18 protein-coding genes are annotated in these 15,841 nt (G+C 64.9%); 10 read left to right on the top strand and 8 right to left on the bottom strand.

Features of this window, described 5'->3' with window-relative positions; translation table 11 throughout:
- Positions 1-227: 227 nt before the first annotated feature.
- Together LPA35_RS00580 and LPA35_RS00575 are read left to right on the top strand one after the other, a co-directional pair.
- On the top strand, positions 228-647 hold the full coding sequence (locus LPA35_RS00580; RefSeq protein WP_055393579.1) for a hypothetical protein: 420 nt from the start codon (positions 228-230) through the stop codon (positions 645-647).
- Between the two features lie 471 nt (positions 648-1,118).
- Positions 1,119-1,436: a hypothetical protein gene (locus tag LPA35_RS00575; RefSeq protein WP_228894418.1), complete on the top strand. Its 318-nt coding sequence runs from the start codon at positions 1,119-1,121 to the stop codon at positions 1,434-1,436.
- Between the two features lie 93 nt (positions 1,437-1,529).
- Here LPA35_RS00575 and LPA35_RS00570 read toward each other — a convergent pair whose 3' ends face one another.
- Together LPA35_RS00570 and LPA35_RS00565 are read right to left on the bottom strand one after the other, a co-directional pair.
- The gene (locus LPA35_RS00570) at positions 1,530-2,651 is read right to left on the bottom strand and encodes a hypothetical protein (RefSeq protein WP_228894417.1); all 1,122 of its coding nucleotides are present in this window, start codon (positions 2,649-2,651) and stop codon (positions 1,530-1,532) included.
- Positions 2,652-2,909: 258 nt separating this feature from the next.
- Entirely contained in the window at positions 2,910-3,854 is a 945-nt protein-coding gene (locus tag LPA35_RS00565; protein WP_228894410.1) for a M14 family metallocarboxypeptidase, read from the bottom strand.
- A gap of 79 nt (positions 3,855-3,933) precedes the next feature.
- Between LPA35_RS00565 and LPA35_RS00560 the strand changes: the two genes are divergently transcribed.
- The 3 genes from LPA35_RS00560 (at position 3,934) to LPA35_RS00550 (ending at position 6,739) form a co-directional block, all read left to right on the top strand.
- A complete protein-coding gene (locus LPA35_RS00560) occupies positions 3,934-5,358 on the top strand; it encodes a serine protease (protein ID WP_228894408.1) in 1,425 nt (474 codons plus the stop codon).
- The gene (locus LPA35_RS00555; protein ID WP_228894406.1) at positions 5,355-6,347 is read left to right on the top strand and encodes an FHA domain-containing protein; all 993 of its coding nucleotides are present in this window, start codon (positions 5,355-5,357) and stop codon (positions 6,345-6,347) included. Before LPA35_RS00560 ends, LPA35_RS00555 begins: the two co-directional genes overlap by 4 nt.
- A gap of 62 nt (positions 6,348-6,409) precedes the next feature.
- The gene (locus LPA35_RS00550) at positions 6,410-6,739 is read left to right on the top strand and encodes a hypothetical protein (RefSeq protein ID WP_010460358.1); all 330 of its coding nucleotides are present in this window, start codon (positions 6,410-6,412) and stop codon (positions 6,737-6,739) included.
- A 190-nt stretch (positions 6,740-6,929) separates the two neighbouring features.
- On the opposite strand, the gene LPA35_RS00545 is transcribed toward LPA35_RS00550, so the two are convergent.
- From LPA35_RS00545 to LPA35_RS00535, 3 genes are all read right to left on the bottom strand, one after another.
- Complete coding sequence (locus LPA35_RS00545) at positions 6,930-7,556, bottom strand: flavodoxin family protein (RefSeq protein ID WP_228894404.1); 627 nt, start codon at positions 7,554-7,556, stop codon at positions 6,930-6,932.
- A gap of 57 nt (positions 7,557-7,613) precedes the next feature.
- The gene (locus LPA35_RS00540) at positions 7,614-8,078 is read right to left on the bottom strand and encodes an SRPBCC domain-containing protein (protein ID WP_228894403.1); all 465 of its coding nucleotides are present in this window, start codon (positions 8,076-8,078) and stop codon (positions 7,614-7,616) included.
- A gap of 96 nt (positions 8,079-8,174) precedes the next feature.
- A complete protein-coding gene (locus LPA35_RS00535) occupies positions 8,175-8,498 on the bottom strand; it encodes a helix-turn-helix transcriptional regulator (protein WP_228894395.1) in 324 nt (107 codons plus the stop codon).
- Positions 8,499-8,708: 210 nt separating this feature from the next.
- Here LPA35_RS00535 and LPA35_RS00530 point away from each other — a divergent pair, with 210 nt between their 5' ends.
- Positions 8,709-9,026: a DUF2322 family protein gene (locus tag LPA35_RS00530; RefSeq protein WP_228894393.1), complete on the top strand. Its 318-nt coding sequence runs from the start codon at positions 8,709-8,711 to the stop codon at positions 9,024-9,026.
- A 160-nt stretch (positions 9,027-9,186) separates the two neighbouring features.
- Positions 9,187-9,648: an SRPBCC family protein gene (locus LPA35_RS00525; protein WP_055398924.1), complete on the top strand. Its 462-nt coding sequence runs from the start codon at positions 9,187-9,189 to the stop codon at positions 9,646-9,648.
- A gap of 28 nt (positions 9,649-9,676) precedes the next feature.
- On the opposite strand, the gene LPA35_RS00520 is transcribed toward LPA35_RS00525, so the two are convergent.
- Entirely contained in the window at positions 9,677-10,459 is a 783-nt protein-coding gene (locus LPA35_RS00520) for a transporter substrate-binding domain-containing protein (protein ID WP_228894391.1), read from the bottom strand.
- A gap of 362 nt (positions 10,460-10,821) precedes the next feature.
- Between LPA35_RS00520 and LPA35_RS00515 the strand changes: the two genes are divergently transcribed.
- On the top strand, positions 10,822-11,070 hold the full coding sequence (locus LPA35_RS00515) for a hypothetical protein (RefSeq protein ID WP_121419513.1): 249 nt from the start codon (positions 10,822-10,824) through the stop codon (positions 11,068-11,070).
- A gap of 169 nt (positions 11,071-11,239) precedes the next feature.
- Here LPA35_RS00515 and LPA35_RS00510 read toward each other — a convergent pair whose 3' ends face one another.
- A complete protein-coding gene (locus tag LPA35_RS00510) occupies positions 11,240-12,511 on the bottom strand; it encodes a phosphatidylserine/phosphatidylglycerophosphate/cardiolipin synthase family protein (protein ID WP_228895894.1) in 1,272 nt (423 codons plus the stop codon).
- A 189-nt stretch (positions 12,512-12,700) separates the two neighbouring features.
- Between LPA35_RS00510 and LPA35_RS00505 the strand changes: the two genes are divergently transcribed.
- Positions 12,701-13,627, top strand: a complete 927-nt coding sequence (locus LPA35_RS00505; RefSeq protein ID WP_228894389.1) for a M23 family metallopeptidase — start codon at positions 12,701-12,703, stop codon at positions 13,625-13,627.
- Between the two features lie 135 nt (positions 13,628-13,762).
- Here the strand turns inward: LPA35_RS00505 and gltS are convergent, their stop codons facing one another.
- Complete coding sequence (gltS, locus tag LPA35_RS00500) at positions 13,763-15,004, bottom strand: sodium/glutamate symporter (RefSeq protein ID WP_228894387.1); 1,242 nt, start codon at positions 15,002-15,004, stop codon at positions 13,763-13,765.
- Between the two features lie 275 nt (positions 15,005-15,279).
- On the opposite strand from gltS, the gene LPA35_RS00495 reads away from it, so the two are divergent.
- The gene (locus LPA35_RS00495; protein ID WP_228894383.1) at positions 15,280-15,816 is read left to right on the top strand and encodes a pseudouridine synthase; all 537 of its coding nucleotides are present in this window, start codon (positions 15,280-15,282) and stop codon (positions 15,814-15,816) included.
- The last annotated feature ends 25 nt before the right edge of the window (positions 15,817-15,841 follow it).

Genomic DNA, 15,841 nt, shown 5'->3' with positions numbered 1-15,841 from the left:
TCGATGCGAAACGACCTGTCACAGTGCAATATGGATCTGTCATTTGCTGCCGTTTAGTCAAAATCCCCGCCTTCAGATGAGAATTTTCTGCGTCGAACACTTCGCATCTCAAGGGGTAGGACATCAGCTACCCAGTAGCTTGGTGTGAAAACACAGTCTGCGACTTTGGGCGGAATGGCGAATGATGCTGCTGTGCAAGCTGCAGCTTGAAAAGCGAGGAAAACAACATGCTGCTAACCGATATCACCGTCGAGCACACCCTGGTGTCCAAAAAGAATGGCGTTCGTCAGACCTTCTTACTGCATCCGTTTACCGATACACAGCGAGATTCACTCGGTAAATTTGAGATCGTTCGCGACATCAGCCAGCCAGGATTCAAAGACGTTAAACGTTCAACCTTCGTGACGTTTCAACAACTGGCAGAGTTGTATGCAAAAGGTGCGCTCGAAGAATTCGGGTTTTCCGTTCGCATGTGTCCGGGTCAGGGCACGTACCCCGCCAAGAATCCAGCAAAAAAGATACTGCCAACCAGCATCAGGCCGGGCTCACCGTTCGACGTGGCTGTTCAAAAGGTGGATATTTCAAAACCGGCTACTCGCGAATTGAGAACCGCCTTGCTTCGCACCAACGTCACCCTTCAAGGGTGATGACGCTGATGGAAAGGAAAGTCCTTGTGAACTCATCCGTTGCCCATGCTGAACTCATCGCCACTTTCCAGCGGGCGCAGGCAGATGCCGCTCACAAGCTCGGATTGATCAAAGCTGCGGCGAACAAGGGGCCCAAGGCAGTCCAAGCCGCCACGGAAACGGCTGCAAAGGCCGCAAAACGCAGGGACTCGTATGCAAAAGCTGGACAACCTGGGGGTGAGCCTCAAGGATTGATGGTGGCCCAGCCTAGGGACCGGCACCGGCCAGTAGCCACCGACTACACCTGGCCGCCAGAGACAGATAAGTGCTAGAGACCAATTGCATGATCCATGCAAACCGCCCATAGTCTCCCACGGGGTGCAGAGCGAAACCTGCGATCGGTCGGCAAAGCACCCACAACACGCGACACACCGGGCAGAGATCGAGCTACCGCGCCGCAAGCGCCACGCCATTTGCGATAGAGACACCGCCATGCTCCCTTCCTCACCCCTGCCGCTCACTTTCACCCCCACCTTCGCCCACATACCGCCCGGCCCGCTGGCAGGCCCCTTGCAGTTGCTGCCCATCAACGCCGCCGCAGTGGCAGTCCACACCGCCGATGGCGCGCATGTGGGCTCGCTCAAGCTGGTTGGCGGGGTGTGGAAGTTCAAGGCCATGGGCTACGACGCTGCGGGCCGCATGGAGCCGGGCCATGGGCCGCTGACGGAACAGCACAACATGGCATTCGCCACGCTGGATGCGGCCGAGGTGAGTGCGCGGTTGCTGGGCGCGTTGGGAAGCAATCCGTAAGAAGCACTCGCACTCATGCATCAAACCCTTTTTTGCTTTCAATTTGATAGCAGAAAAGGCAATACCATCAGGCGGAAACGGCCCATTTCGCCTCTATTTCCGCTCCACCAACGCCCGCAACGGCTGCCCGCCCGTGGAGAGCTGAAACACCAGCCCCATGGCCTGCACCTGCCAGCCTTGTTTGGCAACCGTGGGGGTGATCTGGAAACCCGCCATCACGCAATCGGTCGTGCGCACCTCGCCTGCTTCGGGGGGGCTGCCCAGCATCTGGGTGTAGGTCTGCGGCGGTTGCTGCGTCGGAGCTTGTTGCGGCTGCGCCGCCTGCCCCTCTTTCACCAGCACCAGGTACGCCCTTTCGCGCGCCATGGGGGCGGCGGGGTCGGCGCCGTCGGGGCGCAGGGTGAGGGGGAAGTCGGGCACGGGGGTGGCCGGGTCAAACACCTGCTGGGGCGTGAATTCGGCCTTGGTGGGTGCGCCGTTGCTTTGGGCCCAGTGCAGGCGCAGGTAGGGTGGGGGTTCCTGGGCGGACCACATCAGGTGCACGTCGTTGCCGTGGGTGCAGTAGCTGGGGTGAGCCACGGGGTGGGGGTGCGTGGGCCATCGGCCGCCGCCGTGGCGCTGCTCCACGCGCAGCAGGCGGTTGTCGGGGGTGCCCAGCAGTGACTGGGTGTAGATGAGCCCCACGCCGGGCAGGTGGTAGCGCTGCACGGGCTGCACGGTGTGGGCCAGCGGGGGGTTGCTGGCGGGCAGCTCCCGGCGCTGGGCCACGTCGCGTGCTGCGGTTTGCAGGGCGCTTTGCGCGAGCAGGCTGGCGTAGATGGGCACGGCGGCAATGGCCAGGCCGGTAAGGCCCAGCACCAGGCTTTCAGCGCGCGAGAGTGCGGGCCGCACCCAGCGCCCGGCCAGCACATGGCCGCCAAACCACACCACCGGCCCCAGGGTGTAGAGCGACAGCACAAACACGCCCAGCGCAGCGGGCCCGCCCACGGCGCGTGCGGGCAGCAGCACCGTCGCCACTGCCAGCAGCGCGGCCAGCACCGACACCAGGCGCACCGCCAGCCAGCTGCCCACGCGGCGGCTGGACTTGAAGTAGCGGCTCTCCAGCCACAGCAGCGCCACCACCAGGGCCAGCAGCCCGGCGGCCATGCGCCACCAGGCCTGCTGCTCGGCGGCGGGCATGCGGGCGAAGGTATCCAGCATCTGGGGCCAGTCCATGGGCGTTGTTTCCTTTTAGAGCGACTAACAAAACTCTTCTGGCGTCGTTGCCGCGTCTTGTTGTATTGCGCGTACTGCCTGCGACGCAGCGTCTAGCCAGAACCGCTTCGCTGAGCTTTGTTAGCCGCTCTAAATGCGGGGGGTAGGTGGGCTTGAGCTTTGGCGCCTCAGCGCCATTTGCTTCTATTTTTATAGCTATCAGTGCTTATCCTTCAAGCGGTAGAGGCCAATTTGACTCAAAAAAAAAACGACACAGGTTTACTGCACCCCACACACAAACTCCACCGCCGCGCACACCGCCGCCACCTGCGCCGCGATGCACTGCTCGGGCGTGGCGCGGGGGCTGTCGGGGTAGACCTCGGTGGTGGTGGTGTAGCGCGCACCCGTGACGCTCGCGCACAGGCCCCAGGCCTTGAATTCGTAGCGGATCACGCCGGGGGCCACCACCGGCGAGCCGATGATTTCGTTCTTGTCGTCCGCAGGCGCAATGTGCGTAACGCGGCCCACGGCCTCGATGATGGCCTGCTGGAAGGCGGGCTGCGGGTTCTCGGTGTCGTCCACCAGGTAGAAGCCGTCGGGGATGCTGCCGGGCTCGAACACCTTGCCGTCGCGCGCGGCCACGGCGGGGCGGTATTCGGATTCGTCGGTGTCGGTGGTTTCATGCAGATCGATGTGGGCAGTGAACTGACCATATTGGCCTTGGTGCTGCGCCACCAGCCGCATGAGGGCGAGGGATTCCTGCGCGGAGGAGCCTTCTTTGAACGAGCGGTTGGGGTCGATGGCGTCAAAGTTCCAGCGCTGAAACCGTTCGTAGGCCCAGGGGCTGACGCAGGGCACCACCAGCAGGTTGGCACGGCCTGCAAAGCGTTCGGCCTGGGTATCTACAAAACGCAGTGCGCCGTGCACGCCGCTGGTTTCGTAGCCGTGCACGCCGCCGGTGACGAGCACGCTGGGCAGGCCGGGTTGCCAGTTGCGGCTGCGGATGGCGCGCAGCGGAAAGCGCTCGGCCGGGTGCTGGTCGTTGGCATACACCACGTCGCCATACAGCTCCACATCAAACCGGCCCCGCAGTGCCTCGATGGCGGTGAGCACGTCGTCGGCGTAGCTGCGCTGGCGCACCTGGCGCGTGCGCCACTGGTCGCGCTCTGCGGCGCCCCAGGGCTGGCCGGGCGTGCCGATGGGATAGGTGTGGGTTTCTGGCATGGGTGCGTGGGTGCGTAGATATTGGATGGGTTGCCCAGGCAGAACCTGGGGAGGTGCAGGGCATTCATAGAATACCGCGATGCCCTTCCCCCTGATCCGGCCCCTGCGGCTGGCCACCTCGTCCCTGGTTCTGCTGCTCTGCGCCCTGGTCGCCCACGCACAGAATGCCCCTCCACCCGCCGCTACCCCGGCAACTCGCCCAGCGGGCAGTGACCCGGCAGACGGCACCACACCGCCACCGGGGGCCGCTGCAGCCTCTGCCCCCACCGGGGCGGATGCCGCCCTGCTGTCGCGCGATGCCCGGCGCATTTATGAGCTGTCGCGCGACAAGCTGGTGCAGATCCGCACGCTGCTGCGCAATGCCAACACGCAGGCGTCGATTGGCTCGGGTTTTTTTGTGTCGGCCGATGGCCTTATCGTCACCAACTTCCACGTGGCCAGCCAGCTGGCGCTGGAGCCCGAGCGCTACCGGGGCGTGTACGTGACGATGGAGGGGCAGGAGGGCGAGGTGGAGCTGCTGGCGTTTGACGTGCAGCGCGACCTGGCCGTGCTGCGCGCCAAGGGCCGCACGGCCGCTGCGCCGGTGCTGGGCTTTCGGCCCGCCGACGAGGCGCTGGCACAGGGCGAGCGCATCTACTCGCTGGGCAACCCGCTCGATATCGGCTTTGCCGTGACCGAGGGCACCTACAACGGGCTGGTCAAGCGCAGCTTTTACCCACGCATCTTTTTTGGCGGCACGCTCAACCCAGGCATGAGCGGCGGCCCGGCGGTGGACGACGCAGGCCGCGTGCTGGGCGTGAACGTGGCCAAGCGGCTCGACGGCGAGCAGGTCAGCTTTCTGATCCCGGCCGAGTTTGCGCAGGCGCTGGTGCAGCGTGCGGCCAACGCCCAGCCCATCACCCAGGCCGCGCATGCCGAGATGACGCGACAACTGATGGAGCACCAGCAGCTTCTGACAGACCGGTTCCTGAAAGCGCCGTTTCGCGAACAGCGCCACGGCAACTACCGCGTGCCCGTACCCGACGACGCGCTGGCGCGGTGCTGGGGATCGGGGCGCGACCCGGCGTTTCCGGGCCTGAACCTGGAGCGCACGCAATGCCGGGCCGACAGCGATGTGGTGGCGGGTGAATTCAACACCGGCGCAGTGCGCCTGAGCTATGAGGCCTACAACGCCCCCACCCTGGGCGCTGCACGGTTCGCCCGGATGTTTTCCCAGAGCTTTGCCAACGAACAGCTGCAACGGCGCGGCAACCGCCACCAGACAGCCGCAGAGTGCACCGAGCGCTTTGTGGACCCCGGCAGCCTGCCGCTGCGCGCGGTGGTCTGCCTGTCGGCCTACCGCAAGCTGCCCGGTCTGTACAACATGACTGTTCTGGCCGCGTCCATCAACCAGCCTACGCAAGGCGTGCTGGGCCGCCTGGACGTGCAGGGCATCGCCTTTGACAACGGCATGAAGCTGGCCAGCCACTACCTCAAGGCCTTCCGCTGGGAGGCCGCACCATGAGCACGATGCCGACCACCCTGGGGCTTATCGAAGCCTTTGACCGCCACGGCGCGTTGCTGGCGCGCGCGCCTATCACGCGCTGGCCCGTGACGGTGGGCCGGGCGCTGGACTGCGACCTGGTGCTGGACGACCCGTTTGTGGCGCCCCGGCACCTGCGCATCGACCGCGCGGTGAACGAGCCACGCACCGTGCAGATCGAGGTGCTGGAGACGCGCAATGGCGCACGCCTGCAGCGCAAGCAGCACGGCCCGGGCGAGCACTTTGACTGGCCCGACGCCACGCCCATCGACCTGGGCCACACCCACATCACGCTGCGCCTGGCCGATGCGCCGATTGCCGACGAGCAGCCGCTGCCGCAGTTTCCGTGGCGCACGGTGGGGACCACGGCGGCGCTGGTGGCGCTGGTGCTGCTGGTGGGGCTGGGGGAGTCGTGGCTGGATGCACGCGACACTTCGCAATACCTGAAGGCTGTGCCGGGCGTGTTGCTGACGCTGCTGGTGGTGCTGGGCGCCTGGTCGGGCGTGTGGGCGGCGGCCAACAAGGTGTTTGCGGGCCACCTGCAGTTCTGGCGCCACGTGCGCATTGCCTGCGTTGCGGCCCTGGGGGTGGATGTGGTGCATCTGGTGGCCCACCTGACCGCATTCGTTTTCTCGCTGGAGGTTTTTTCGCAGTTCGCCAGTGTGTTGATCGTGCTGGTGCTGGCTGGTGCGCTGTATGCCCACCTGGCGACCGTGCTGCCGCGCCGCCGCGTGGGCCTGGCGTGGATGGTGGCTGCAGTGGTGGCCCTGGGCGTGCCGTCGTGGCTGGGTGCTCAGTGGCTCAACAACATGCGCTTGTCGCAAACGCTATACATGAGCAGCCTGTTCCCGCCCAGCCTGCGCGTGGCCCCGGCCGTGCCGGTAGAGCAGTTTCTGCAAGAAACCGAGTCGCTGCGCAGCAAGCTGGACCGCCGCCTGAGCGATGACGGCCAGGCGGACGATGACGAGTAAAAAGTAGCACCGCGCAGAGCGCTTCACCGCAGCCCTACTACCCGCGTCTATCCCATCCACCCATGCGCCGCCGCAAGCTCCACCACCACGTCTACGTGGTCGAACTCTCCAAAGACGTGCTGCTGGAGCCGCGCTTTCGCCGGTGCAACCCGGGCTACATCGAGGGCAAGCCCTGCGTGTATGTGGGCATGACCGGGCTGGACCCGGATGTGCGCTTTGACAAGCACAAGGCGGGCATCCAGGCCAACCGGTTCGTGACGCAATACGGCCTGCGCCTGCTGCCCGATCTGTACGAAGGCTTCAACCCCATGAGCTACGAGGATGCAGTGGACCGGGAGATCGAGATTGGCATCGACCTGCGGTCGGCGGGGTTTGGGGTGTGGCAGGCGTGAACCCGATGGTCGCTCCCTGCGGTGGACGAACTTCCTTCGAACCGGGCGCACTTTACTTTTGAGAGCTGCCAGCGCTTACCGATCAAGCGCTGGCGGCCAATTTCATTCAAATTCATGGGCCCTGGGCTTCGCGGGCGGCGTCCGGCAGTGCCCTTCCGCGGCCAGCACAGAAGGCCACACACCGCCAGCTTCAGTGCACACGCCCCCGCACAAATTGCAGCGTGGTGTGGGCTACGCGTTCCCCCAGGTGCCGCGCCGTGGCCAGGTCTGCCTCCGGCGGCACCAGGTCGGCGCCCTGATCGGTGTTCGACTGCGCGGCGGCACCCAGCCAGAAGCCCAGGCGGTTCAGGTCTTCTTCCGACCCGGTGGACGAGCAGTTGCCAGGGGGCAACGCCAGGTTCACCCAGTGCATGCCGTGCTGCGCGGCAAACAGGGCCATCTGCATCAGGGTGGAAAGCTTGTCCCCCGAGCGCGAGCCAGAGTTGGTGAAGCCTGCTGCGATCTTGTCCTTCCAGCCCAGGCCCTTGGCCATCACCACGTTGGACGTGGCCTCCTGGAAGGCCTTGAACTGCGCGGAGGCGCTGGCGACATAGGTGGGCGCGCCGAAGATGATGGCGTCGGCGGACGCCAGGTCATTCCATCGTGAAGGCGCTTCCTCCACCGTCATGAGGAGGGGCTCCGTGCCCTCCACCTGCGCCACGCCTTCTTTCACGGCCTGCGCTTGCCGCGCCGTGTGGCCGTAGCCGCTGTGAAAGACGATCGCAATGCGCACACCGGGGGTGCTGGTGGTTTGGGGAGTGGGCGTAGTCATGTTCATGCTTGAGTTCATGGGTTAGGGAACTGTGGGTGAGGGGATGGGGGTGTTGGGTGGGCTTTAGTGGCCGTGCACCACCTGCTCCAGGCGCTCCAGAATGCGCGGCCACAGGCCGCCCATGCGCTCGAAGCTGATGCCGTCGTTGGGCCGGAAGCCCGCCTGCTCCATGCGCAGCAGCGTGCCGCCGCCGTGCTCCTGCAAGGTCCAGGTGATGTGGGTGATGAGCCCGTTGGCCGACTCGGTGCCGTTGCCCCAGCGGTAGGCAAGCTGGCTGGGCGCCTCCACCAGCGTCACCTCGCAATGCGTCACGCCCGACCAGCCGGGCAGCGGCTGCGCGCGCACCGTGAAGCGATGCCCCACTTCGGCCACGAAGTCGTTCTCCATGAGCCATTCCTCCATCAGCCAGGACTGCGTGAGCGCCCGCCAGACCTTCTCGCGCGGGTGGGGTATCTGCCGCTCGAACACCAGGGACTGCGTGCCTGGCGCCGTGGGGGCGGTGGCGTGGGATCGGGTTGCGTCAGCCATGGCGCACCGCCTGCAAGGTAAACGCAACGGCAGGTGCAGGGCAGGAAAGGTGATGGCGGTTCTGCATGGTGTTTTCGGTGGTGTGGAGTTGCGCAGTCATTGGTCCATGCGTCCCAGCAGGTTCTCCAGGTCATCCAGGCGCTGGTTCCAGAAGCCGGCATAGACGCTCATCCAGTCCACCAGGGGCGCCAATCCTTCGCGCCGCACCAGGTAGTAGGTTTCGCGCCCGGCACGGCGGTCTTCCACCAGCCCCGCACGCTTGAGCACGGCCAGGTGCTTGGACACCGCCGGTTGGGAAATGTGGGAATGCCCCGTCAGCACATTCACGGTCTGCTGCCCTTCCCGGGACAGCTGCTGAAAGATGGAACGGCGCGTGGGGTCTGCCAACGCCGCGAAGGTCAGGTCTTCAGGGGATTTCACAAAATATAACTAATTGGTTATGGATGAAGAATAATAACCAAATGGCTATGAGTTGGTCAACCCTCCACAAAAAGATGCAGGCGCGCTGCTCAGAACACGGGATGGTTTGTGCGGCCCACCGGGGCGGCACGACAATGCAGGCCCACACGACCCATCCACCCGCTGCGGGCCGGGGAATCCGCCCGTGGTATCCACCCTTTGTCCTTGCCCATGAACTTCGCAGACCGCCTCAAGCAACTCCCCTCCGCCAGCCACCTCGCCGCCTTGCACCTACTGGGCGCGGACGACCAAGTGCTGGCCACCATCGAGAACAAGCCCGGACAGACCGGGTCGCTGGTGGTGTATGCCGCGTTGGCTGCCTTGTACGGCAGCAGCATCACGCCTGCGGCCGCCACCCTGGGGCTGGAGTGGTATGCCGAGCATGTAGCCGATGCGCGCACCTTCCCCGGCAAGCACGCCAATATTGACCGGCTGCTGGCCTGGGCGCAGGGCAGCGAGAGCTTTGGGGTGCGGACGGTTTTGGCCTGAAAGGCTGAGGCTTTGCCAAAAAGTTGGCCGTTACAACAGCGGCGTGTCGAAAACGCGCAGATCCGTCCGTCGTAGGGGTGTGAACACGTTGAATAACCGATATGGTTTGGCGGTTCACGCTTTCATCCACCACAGATCTACACCCCAAGGAGACCCGAGCATGACGACCAACACCAACACCGGTACCGTCACCCTGCACCGCGTGCTGCGCGCCCCGGCAGAGCGCATCTACCGCGCCTTTCTGGACCCAGACGCCATGTGCAAATGGCTGCCGCCCCACGGGTTTACCGGCCGGGTGCTGAGCATGGACGCACGCGTGGGCGGCAGTTACCGCATGCAGTTCACCAACTTCAGCAGTGGCGGCACGCATGCGTTTGGCGGCGAGTATGTGGAGCTGGTGCCGGGCGAGCGCATCGTGCACACCGACCGGTTTGACGACCCCAACCTGCCGGGCGAGATGCGCACCACGATCCAGCTGAAAAAGGTGATCGCGGGGACCGAAGTGTCCATCGTGCAGGCGGGCATCCCGGCGGTGATCCCCACCGAGATGTGCTACGTGGGCTGGCAGGAGTCGCTGCAGCTGCTGGCGCTGCTGGTGGAGCCAGAGATTCCGGGCGAATAACTCAGACGCCCAAAGCCTCAGGCCCTGATCACTTCAGCCACTTGTCTGCCGCCTGCTTGATGGTCCCCCGGCTGTCCACCAGGCCCCACACAAAGCCCATCACACGCACATAGTCAGCGTCGTCGGTGGGCAACATGAAGCCCAGGTAGTTCTTGGGCGTGAGCGGCGCATCCACAAACGCGGCGTGCAGGCGCGGGTCGGCCTTGGCGTAGTGCAGGGCTTCGTAGGTTTCGGTGATCATCACGTCGCCCTTGCCATCGGCGATCAGCGCGGGGATCTCAGCGTTCTTGTCGTGCGTGCTGACCTGAGCGGCCTTGAGGTTGGCCAGCACATAGGTTTCGTTGGTGCCGCCGGGGTTCTTGATGACGCGCACGGCGGGCTGGTTCATGGCGTCCACGCTGGTGTATTTGGCCTTGTCGGCCGTGCGCACCAGGGCCACTTTGCCGAACGGGGCGTAGCCGGGCAGCATGTCAAAGATGCGCATGCGGTTGACGTTGCGGGTGATGCCGCCCACGGCCACATCGAACTTGTCGCCCTGCAGGTCCTTCACCAGGTTGGGCCAGGTGGTGGGCACGTATTCGATCTTCACGCCCAGCTCCTTGGCCATGGTTTCGATCACGTCGATGTCGTGGCCGCTGTAGCCCGCGTCGGTCTTGATGGCAAACGGGCGGTAGTCGCCAGGCGTGCCCACGCGGATGACCTTGGCCTCCATGATCTTGTCGAGCCGGGGGCCGGCTTGTGCGGCCTGGCTGAAGGCGAGGGTGGCGGCCACGGCGGCTGCGGCCACGGCGAAGATTTTTTGGGTGATCATTTCGAGGTTCTCCGGTGGGTGAGGGACAGTTTGGTGAAGGGGGTGCCTGGCACGGGAATCGCCACCAACAATACAGCAGGCCTGCGTGCATCCCGCAGCGTTATGCACGGGATGGTCGTTGGTGGTTTCTGCGCGAGCATTTGCGGGCGGTCATGAGCATCTGCGGGCTTCGACACCAGCAGGCTCCAAGCAACGCAAGTGGCATGCCATGCAGCCCGCCCCGTACCGGTGCCAGGCTGCGCAGGTACAAGGCCTCTTCCAATGCTCTATTTTTTATAGCACATTGCGCTGGTGCAGTAAGCGCTACACACCCATTCTTCTCAAAGTGGGTTACCCTGCCCGGTTAGCAACAAGGAATCGCCATGAAAAAACTCAACGTCACCATCCAACTCGAAATGACCGTGCCCGACGACTGGGAGCTGGTCGATACCTCCGAAGGCACGCCTGTCATCAAGCTGCCCGACGGCAAGTTCATGGACATTGCCATCGAACCCCTGTTTGCGGCAGACCCCGAAGACCTGTGGGCCAGCACCGAAGATGAAGATGTGCTGGACGACATCCTCGACATGGTGGACAGCGAGGCAGTAACGTATGAGTTTGTGACGCACTGATGGACGAGGGTCCCGAGTTAGAAACTTGGGACATTGGGGGCAAATGCCTGCTTGGGTTGAAGAGTCCGGGCTGCGTCTTCGCCCCCGCATCAGACGCAGAAAACGACACTATTGATAGCGTCTGGCGCTTTACCCAAAAGCGCTAGCACCTGATTTCATTCAAACCCCATCACAACTGCGACCGTAGCAAGGCCGTCAGTTTTTCGTGCGCTTTCTCGCGCAGCGGCCGGTCCAACCAGGCCTCATACGTCACACGGCGTGACCGCTGGATATCGTCTTCAAACACCTGCGTCTGGCGCTTTGCAAATGCCGCGTCGTACACGTTCAGGTTGGCCTCATCGTTGAGGCGGAACGAGCGGTTGTCAAAATTGGTGGAGCCCACCGACACCAGCAGCTGGTCCACGATCATGACCTTGCAGTGGTACATGGTGGGCGTGTATTCATAAATCTCGGCGCCCGCCTGCAGCAGCGGGCCCCAGGTGGCGCGGGATGCAGCCTTCACCGTTTCGGTGTCGGTGTGTTCACCGGGGGTCACCAGACGCAGGCGCACGCCGCGCGCCAGGGCATCCATCAGCAACTTGTGGGTCAGTTCATCGGGCACGAAGTACGCCACCGACAGGTCGATGCTGCGCTCGGCCGCGGTGATGGCCAAGTGGTACATGAGCTGCATGCTCTCGCTGCCACTCGATGGCGAGCTGGAGAACATCTGCGCCTTTTGCGTGCCCACGGGAGGGTCTTGTGCGATGGCCGGAAAGTACGCCTCGCCATGCAGCACCTTGCCGGTGACCTTGAGCCAGTTGTCCAAAAAAGTAGCCTGCATCTGCGCCACCACCGGGCCACGCACCAGGTAGTGTGAGTCGCGCCAATGGTTGGGATCTTGCGCGTGGCCCGTCCACTCAGGCGCAATGCCCACGCCACCGGTAAAGCCCACCTGTCCGTCCACCACCAAAAGCTTGCGGTGGGTGCGGTTGTTCAGGCGGGCCAGGTTGTACCAGTGGGGTTTGTGGAATTTTTCGATCTGCACCCCGGCCGCTTTCATCTCGGCCAGGTAGCTCTCTTCCATCTTGGCGCTGCCTACCCAGTCGAGCAGCACATGCACGGGCACACCCGCGCGGGCGCGCTCGCTCAGGGCGTCGGCAAACTGCTTGCCGATGTCGCCCGACCAGTAGATGTAGGTTTCGAAGGTGACGCTTTTTTGCGCGGATTTGATCGCGGCCAGCATGGGCGGAAAGATCTGGTCGCCGTTGAGCAGCTCCGTCACCGCATTGCCGCCCACAATGCCCGGGCCCAGCAGGCTGCCCAGGGCGCGCTCGAACTGCGGGTGGGCGGTGCTGTACAGGCGCGGCAGCTGCTGCTGCACTTTTTTCTCGCCCGCCGTGAAGTTGAGCGCCAACAAGACAAGGGCCCCCGTGGCCAGGGCCGTGAGCAAGACAGTGAGCATGGTGGAGCGGCGGCGGGGGGCGGCGGGTGGCATGGCGCGATGGTAGGTGGCGACCTGGGGGTGGCGATGTAGGCCGACGCCGCCAACGCTGGGCGGCACAATTGCGGGGTGCTCGCCGTGCACGCGCGGCTGCAGCGCGCTTGCCATCCACTCCCCCCCATTGCGCTTTTTTCTTACCGTTGCCCTGCTGTGTCTGAACCTGCCCGCCCTGCCCTCATCCGCCCAGCCACTCCCATCAACCGCCGCAGCGCCTTGATCGGCACGGCGGGCCTTCTCGCCCAGCCCGCCCTGGTGGGGCTGCTGCACGCCAAGCCCTTGCCACCCGCGCCCACGGTGTGGCCCCAGGCGCTGCAGGTGCCCGGTGGTGTGGCGCGGCTGTCGCTGGGCCCGGCGGCCACACGGCCGGTGGCGCAGGTGCGCCAGGGCGATGTGGATGTGCCGCTGCGGGTGGTGGGCGATGCCATTGAGTGGACGGCCATCGTGGGCATACCGCTGGCGGCAGCGCCGGGCGATGCCTTCATCAGCGTGCTGGCCGAAGGCGGCGGCAGCCCGCGCCTGGTGCACTACGCCGTAGCCCCCAAGCAATACAAGGAGCAGCACCTCAAGGTATCGCCGCGCACGGTAGACCTTTCACCCGAGGACCAGGCCCGCTACGAGCGCGAGCGCGACCACCAGGCGCAGGTGATGGCGACCTTCACCGAGCAGCCCGCCGGCGTGGCCCTGCCGTCACTGCGCATGCGGGTGCCGGTGCCTGGGCGGCAGTCCAGCTCGTTCGGGCTGCGGCGCGTGTTCAACGGCCAGCCGCGCAATCCGCACAGCGGCATGGACATTGCCGCCGCCACGGGCACGCCCATCGTGGCACCGTTGCCAGGCCGGGTGATTGACGTGGGCGACTACTTCTTCAATGGCGGCACGGTGTGGCTGGACCACGGCCAGGGCCTGCTGACGATGTACTGCCACCTGAGCAGCATGGAGGTGCGCGTGGGGGATGTGCTGCAGGCGGGCGACGCGTTCTGCAAGGTGGGCGCCACCGGCCGCGTGACCGGGCCGCACCTGCACTGGGGAGTGATGCTGAACAGAACCATGGTGGACCCTGCGCTGTTTGTGGCTGTGTAGCTTCGGTATCCACCGTTGCTGCGGGCCAACAGCGCTTGAAGGGGGCGCGCCCCTACCAGCGCCACCGCGGAACCGGCTTCGCCGGGCCGCTGGAGGCGTCCCCCTACGGGGGAAGACGCGAAGCGGATCAGGGGGTCACTTCAAATAATTCATGAAACCTGTGATGATCACGGCGTTGAAAAAGTCGATGAAGAGCGAACCCACGAGCGGGATCACAAAAAACGCCTTCACCGATGGCCCATTGACGGCGGTGAACGCCTGCATGTTGGCCATGGCGTTGGGCGTGGCGCCCATGCCAAAGCCGCAGTGGCCGGCGGCGATGACGGCGGCGTCATAGTCACGGCCCATCACACGGAAGGTGACAAAGTAGCCATACGCAAACATCAGCACGGTTTGGGCAAGCAGGATGACCAGCAGCGGCCCGGCCACCTCGGCCAGCTCCCACAGCTTCATCGACATCAACGCCATGGCCAGGAAGAACGCCAGCGACACGTTGCCCACCACCTCGAACTGGCGCAGGGGCAGCGCACTGTCGCGCCAGTCGATGATGTTGCGCACCAGCGCCGCCACCAGCATCGGGCCCAGGTACGAAGGCAGCGTAATGCCCAGGCCCTTGAGCCAGTTGACCAGCAACGTGCCTGCCCCGATGGACACGGCAATCAGGATGCTGGCGTACATCACAGTGTCGCTGTTGCCCATGGGGGCCGGGGCTGCAGGGCGGGCGGTGGAGGCATTGGCGGCGTCGACAGCGCCAGCCGCCGTGGCGGTGGCACCGGCTGGCATGCCCGCAGCCAACCCCGAGGTGTGCAGGCCATTGCGCCGCATCAGCAGGGTGCCCAGCGGGCCGCCAATCACACAACCCGCCACCAGGCCATAGGTGGCCGCTGCAATGGCGGCGGGCAACGCACCTGCGGCGCCCGCCTGCTCCAGCAGCGGGCCAAACGCGGCCGAGGTGCCGTGCCCACCCGTGAGCGATATGGACCCCGCCGCCACGCCGATGAGCGGATGCACGCCCAGCGCAGCAGCCAGCCCGGCGCCCAGCAGGTTCTGCAGCACCACCAGGCCCACGGCGGCGGCCAGAAACAGCGCTACGCCGACACCGCCTTTCTTGAGCAGCTCGAAGCTGGCCGAAAAGCCGATGGTGGTGAAAAACACCAGCAGCAAAAAGGCGCGCATGTTGTCGTAGAACTGAAAGGTGAACAGGCCCGTCTGGTGGCCCACCAGCGCAATCAGCGAAAACACCAGTCCGCCGATGATGGGCCCGGGAATGAAGTAACGCGAGAGCAAGCCGACGCGGTTTTTGATGAACTCGCCCACCACCAGCAGCACGGCAGCGATGCCGATGGTCTGGGCAATGTCGAGTTCAATGGTGGTCATGGCGGTGTCTCCTTGAGGCCTGGATGAGAGGGTCAGGCAACACTTGCCCAGATGTATCAGCTATGGATTAAATAGCTGCCAGCGCAAGCTAGCGTTGCGCTGGAGGCCTATTTTACCTGTCAAGCTCCGCCCCCCGGCCAGGCCGGAGGATGAAGCAGGTGTCAGACGCCACCCTGTTCACTCAGCGCCGCACTGGTTCTTTCCTCCCTCGCTGCAGCTATGCTCGGCAGCCCTGCGCGCCCCGATCCACCCTCACCGCTCCCACGCCGTCGTCGATGACAACCCGCCTGATCCGCTTCAACAAACCCTACGGCGTGCTCAGCCAGTTCACGGCCGAGGGCAAATGGCAGGGCCTGAAGGATTACATCGACCTGCCCGGCGTATACGTGGCGGGGCGGCTGGATGCCGACAGCGAGGGCCTGCTGCTGCTGACCAACGACGGCAAGCAACAGGCCCGCATTGCGGACCCGCGCTTCAAGATGGAGAAGACCTACTGGGTGCAGGTGGAGGGCGTCCCCGAGGAGGCCGCGCTGGCCGCGCTGCGCAGCGGCGTGGTGTTGAACGACGGCCCCACCCTGCCCGCCCGCGCACGGCTGCTGGAGCCCGCGCCCGAGGTGTGGGACCGCAACCCGCCTATCCGCGAGCGCAAAGCCATCCCCACTGCCTGGATCGAGCTGATCATCCGCGAAGGCCGCAACCGCCAGGTGCGCCGCATGACGGCCGCCGTGGGCCACCCCACGCTGCGGCTCATCCGTGCGGCCATCGGGCCGTACACGCTGGACGGGCTGGCGCCGGGCACCTGGGCGGATTGAACCGCCAGGGATCCTCTGCACGAAT

This window comes from Acidovorax sp. Leaf73 (genome assembly GCF_916855635.1).
In the GTDB taxonomy this organism is placed as follows: domain Bacteria; phylum Pseudomonadota; class Gammaproteobacteria; order Burkholderiales; family Burkholderiaceae_C; genus Acidovorax; species Acidovorax facilis.
This window is presented reverse-complemented; position numbering and strand designations above follow the sequence as displayed.

Excerpts from the sequence above, each read along its gene's own strand:
- LPA35_RS00580 (WP_055393579.1), top strand. The coding sequence starts at position 228 with ATGCTGCTAACCGATATCACCGTCGAGCACACCCTGGTGTCCAAAAAG.
- LPA35_RS00575 (WP_228894418.1), top strand. The coding sequence starts at position 1,119 with ATGCTCCCTTCCTCACCCCTGCCGCTCACTTTCACCCCCACCTTCGCC.
- LPA35_RS00570 (WP_228894417.1), bottom strand. The coding sequence starts at position 2,651 with ATGGACTGGCCCCAGATGCTGGATACCTTCGCCCGCATGCCCGCCGCC.
- LPA35_RS00565 (WP_228894410.1), bottom strand. The coding sequence starts at position 3,854 with ATGCCAGAAACCCACACCTATCCCATCGGCACGCCCGGCCAGCCCTGG.
- LPA35_RS00560 (WP_228894408.1), top strand. The coding sequence starts at position 3,934 with ATGCCCTTCCCCCTGATCCGGCCCCTGCGGCTGGCCACCTCGTCCCTG.
- LPA35_RS00555 (WP_228894406.1), top strand. The coding sequence starts at position 5,355 with ATGAGCACGATGCCGACCACCCTGGGGCTTATCGAAGCCTTTGACCGC.
- LPA35_RS00550 (WP_010460358.1), top strand. The coding sequence starts at position 6,410 with ATGCGCCGCCGCAAGCTCCACCACCACGTCTACGTGGTCGAACTCTCC.
- LPA35_RS00545 (WP_228894404.1), bottom strand. The coding sequence starts at position 7,556 with ATGAACATGACTACGCCCACTCCCCAAACCACCAGCACCCCCGGTGTG.
- LPA35_RS00540 (WP_228894403.1), bottom strand. The coding sequence starts at position 8,078 with ATGGCTGACGCAACCCGATCCCACGCCACCGCCCCCACGGCGCCAGGC.
- LPA35_RS00530 (WP_228894393.1), top strand. The coding sequence starts at position 8,709 with ATGAACTTCGCAGACCGCCTCAAGCAACTCCCCTCCGCCAGCCACCTC.
- LPA35_RS00525 (WP_055398924.1), top strand. The coding sequence starts at position 9,187 with ATGACGACCAACACCAACACCGGTACCGTCACCCTGCACCGCGTGCTG.
- LPA35_RS00520 (WP_228894391.1), bottom strand. The coding sequence starts at position 10,459 with ATGATCACCCAAAAAATCTTCGCCGTGGCCGCAGCCGCCGTGGCCGCC.
- LPA35_RS00515 (WP_121419513.1), top strand. The coding sequence starts at position 10,822 with ATGAAAAAACTCAACGTCACCATCCAACTCGAAATGACCGTGCCCGAC.
- LPA35_RS00510 (WP_228895894.1), bottom strand. The coding sequence starts at position 12,511 with ATGCTCACTGTCTTGCTCACGGCCCTGGCCACGGGGGCCCTTGTCTTG.
- gltS (WP_228894387.1), bottom strand. The coding sequence starts at position 15,004 with ATGACCACCATTGAACTCGACATTGCCCAGACCATCGGCATCGCTGCC.
- LPA35_RS00495 (WP_228894383.1), top strand. The coding sequence starts at position 15,280 with ATGACAACCCGCCTGATCCGCTTCAACAAACCCTACGGCGTGCTCAGC.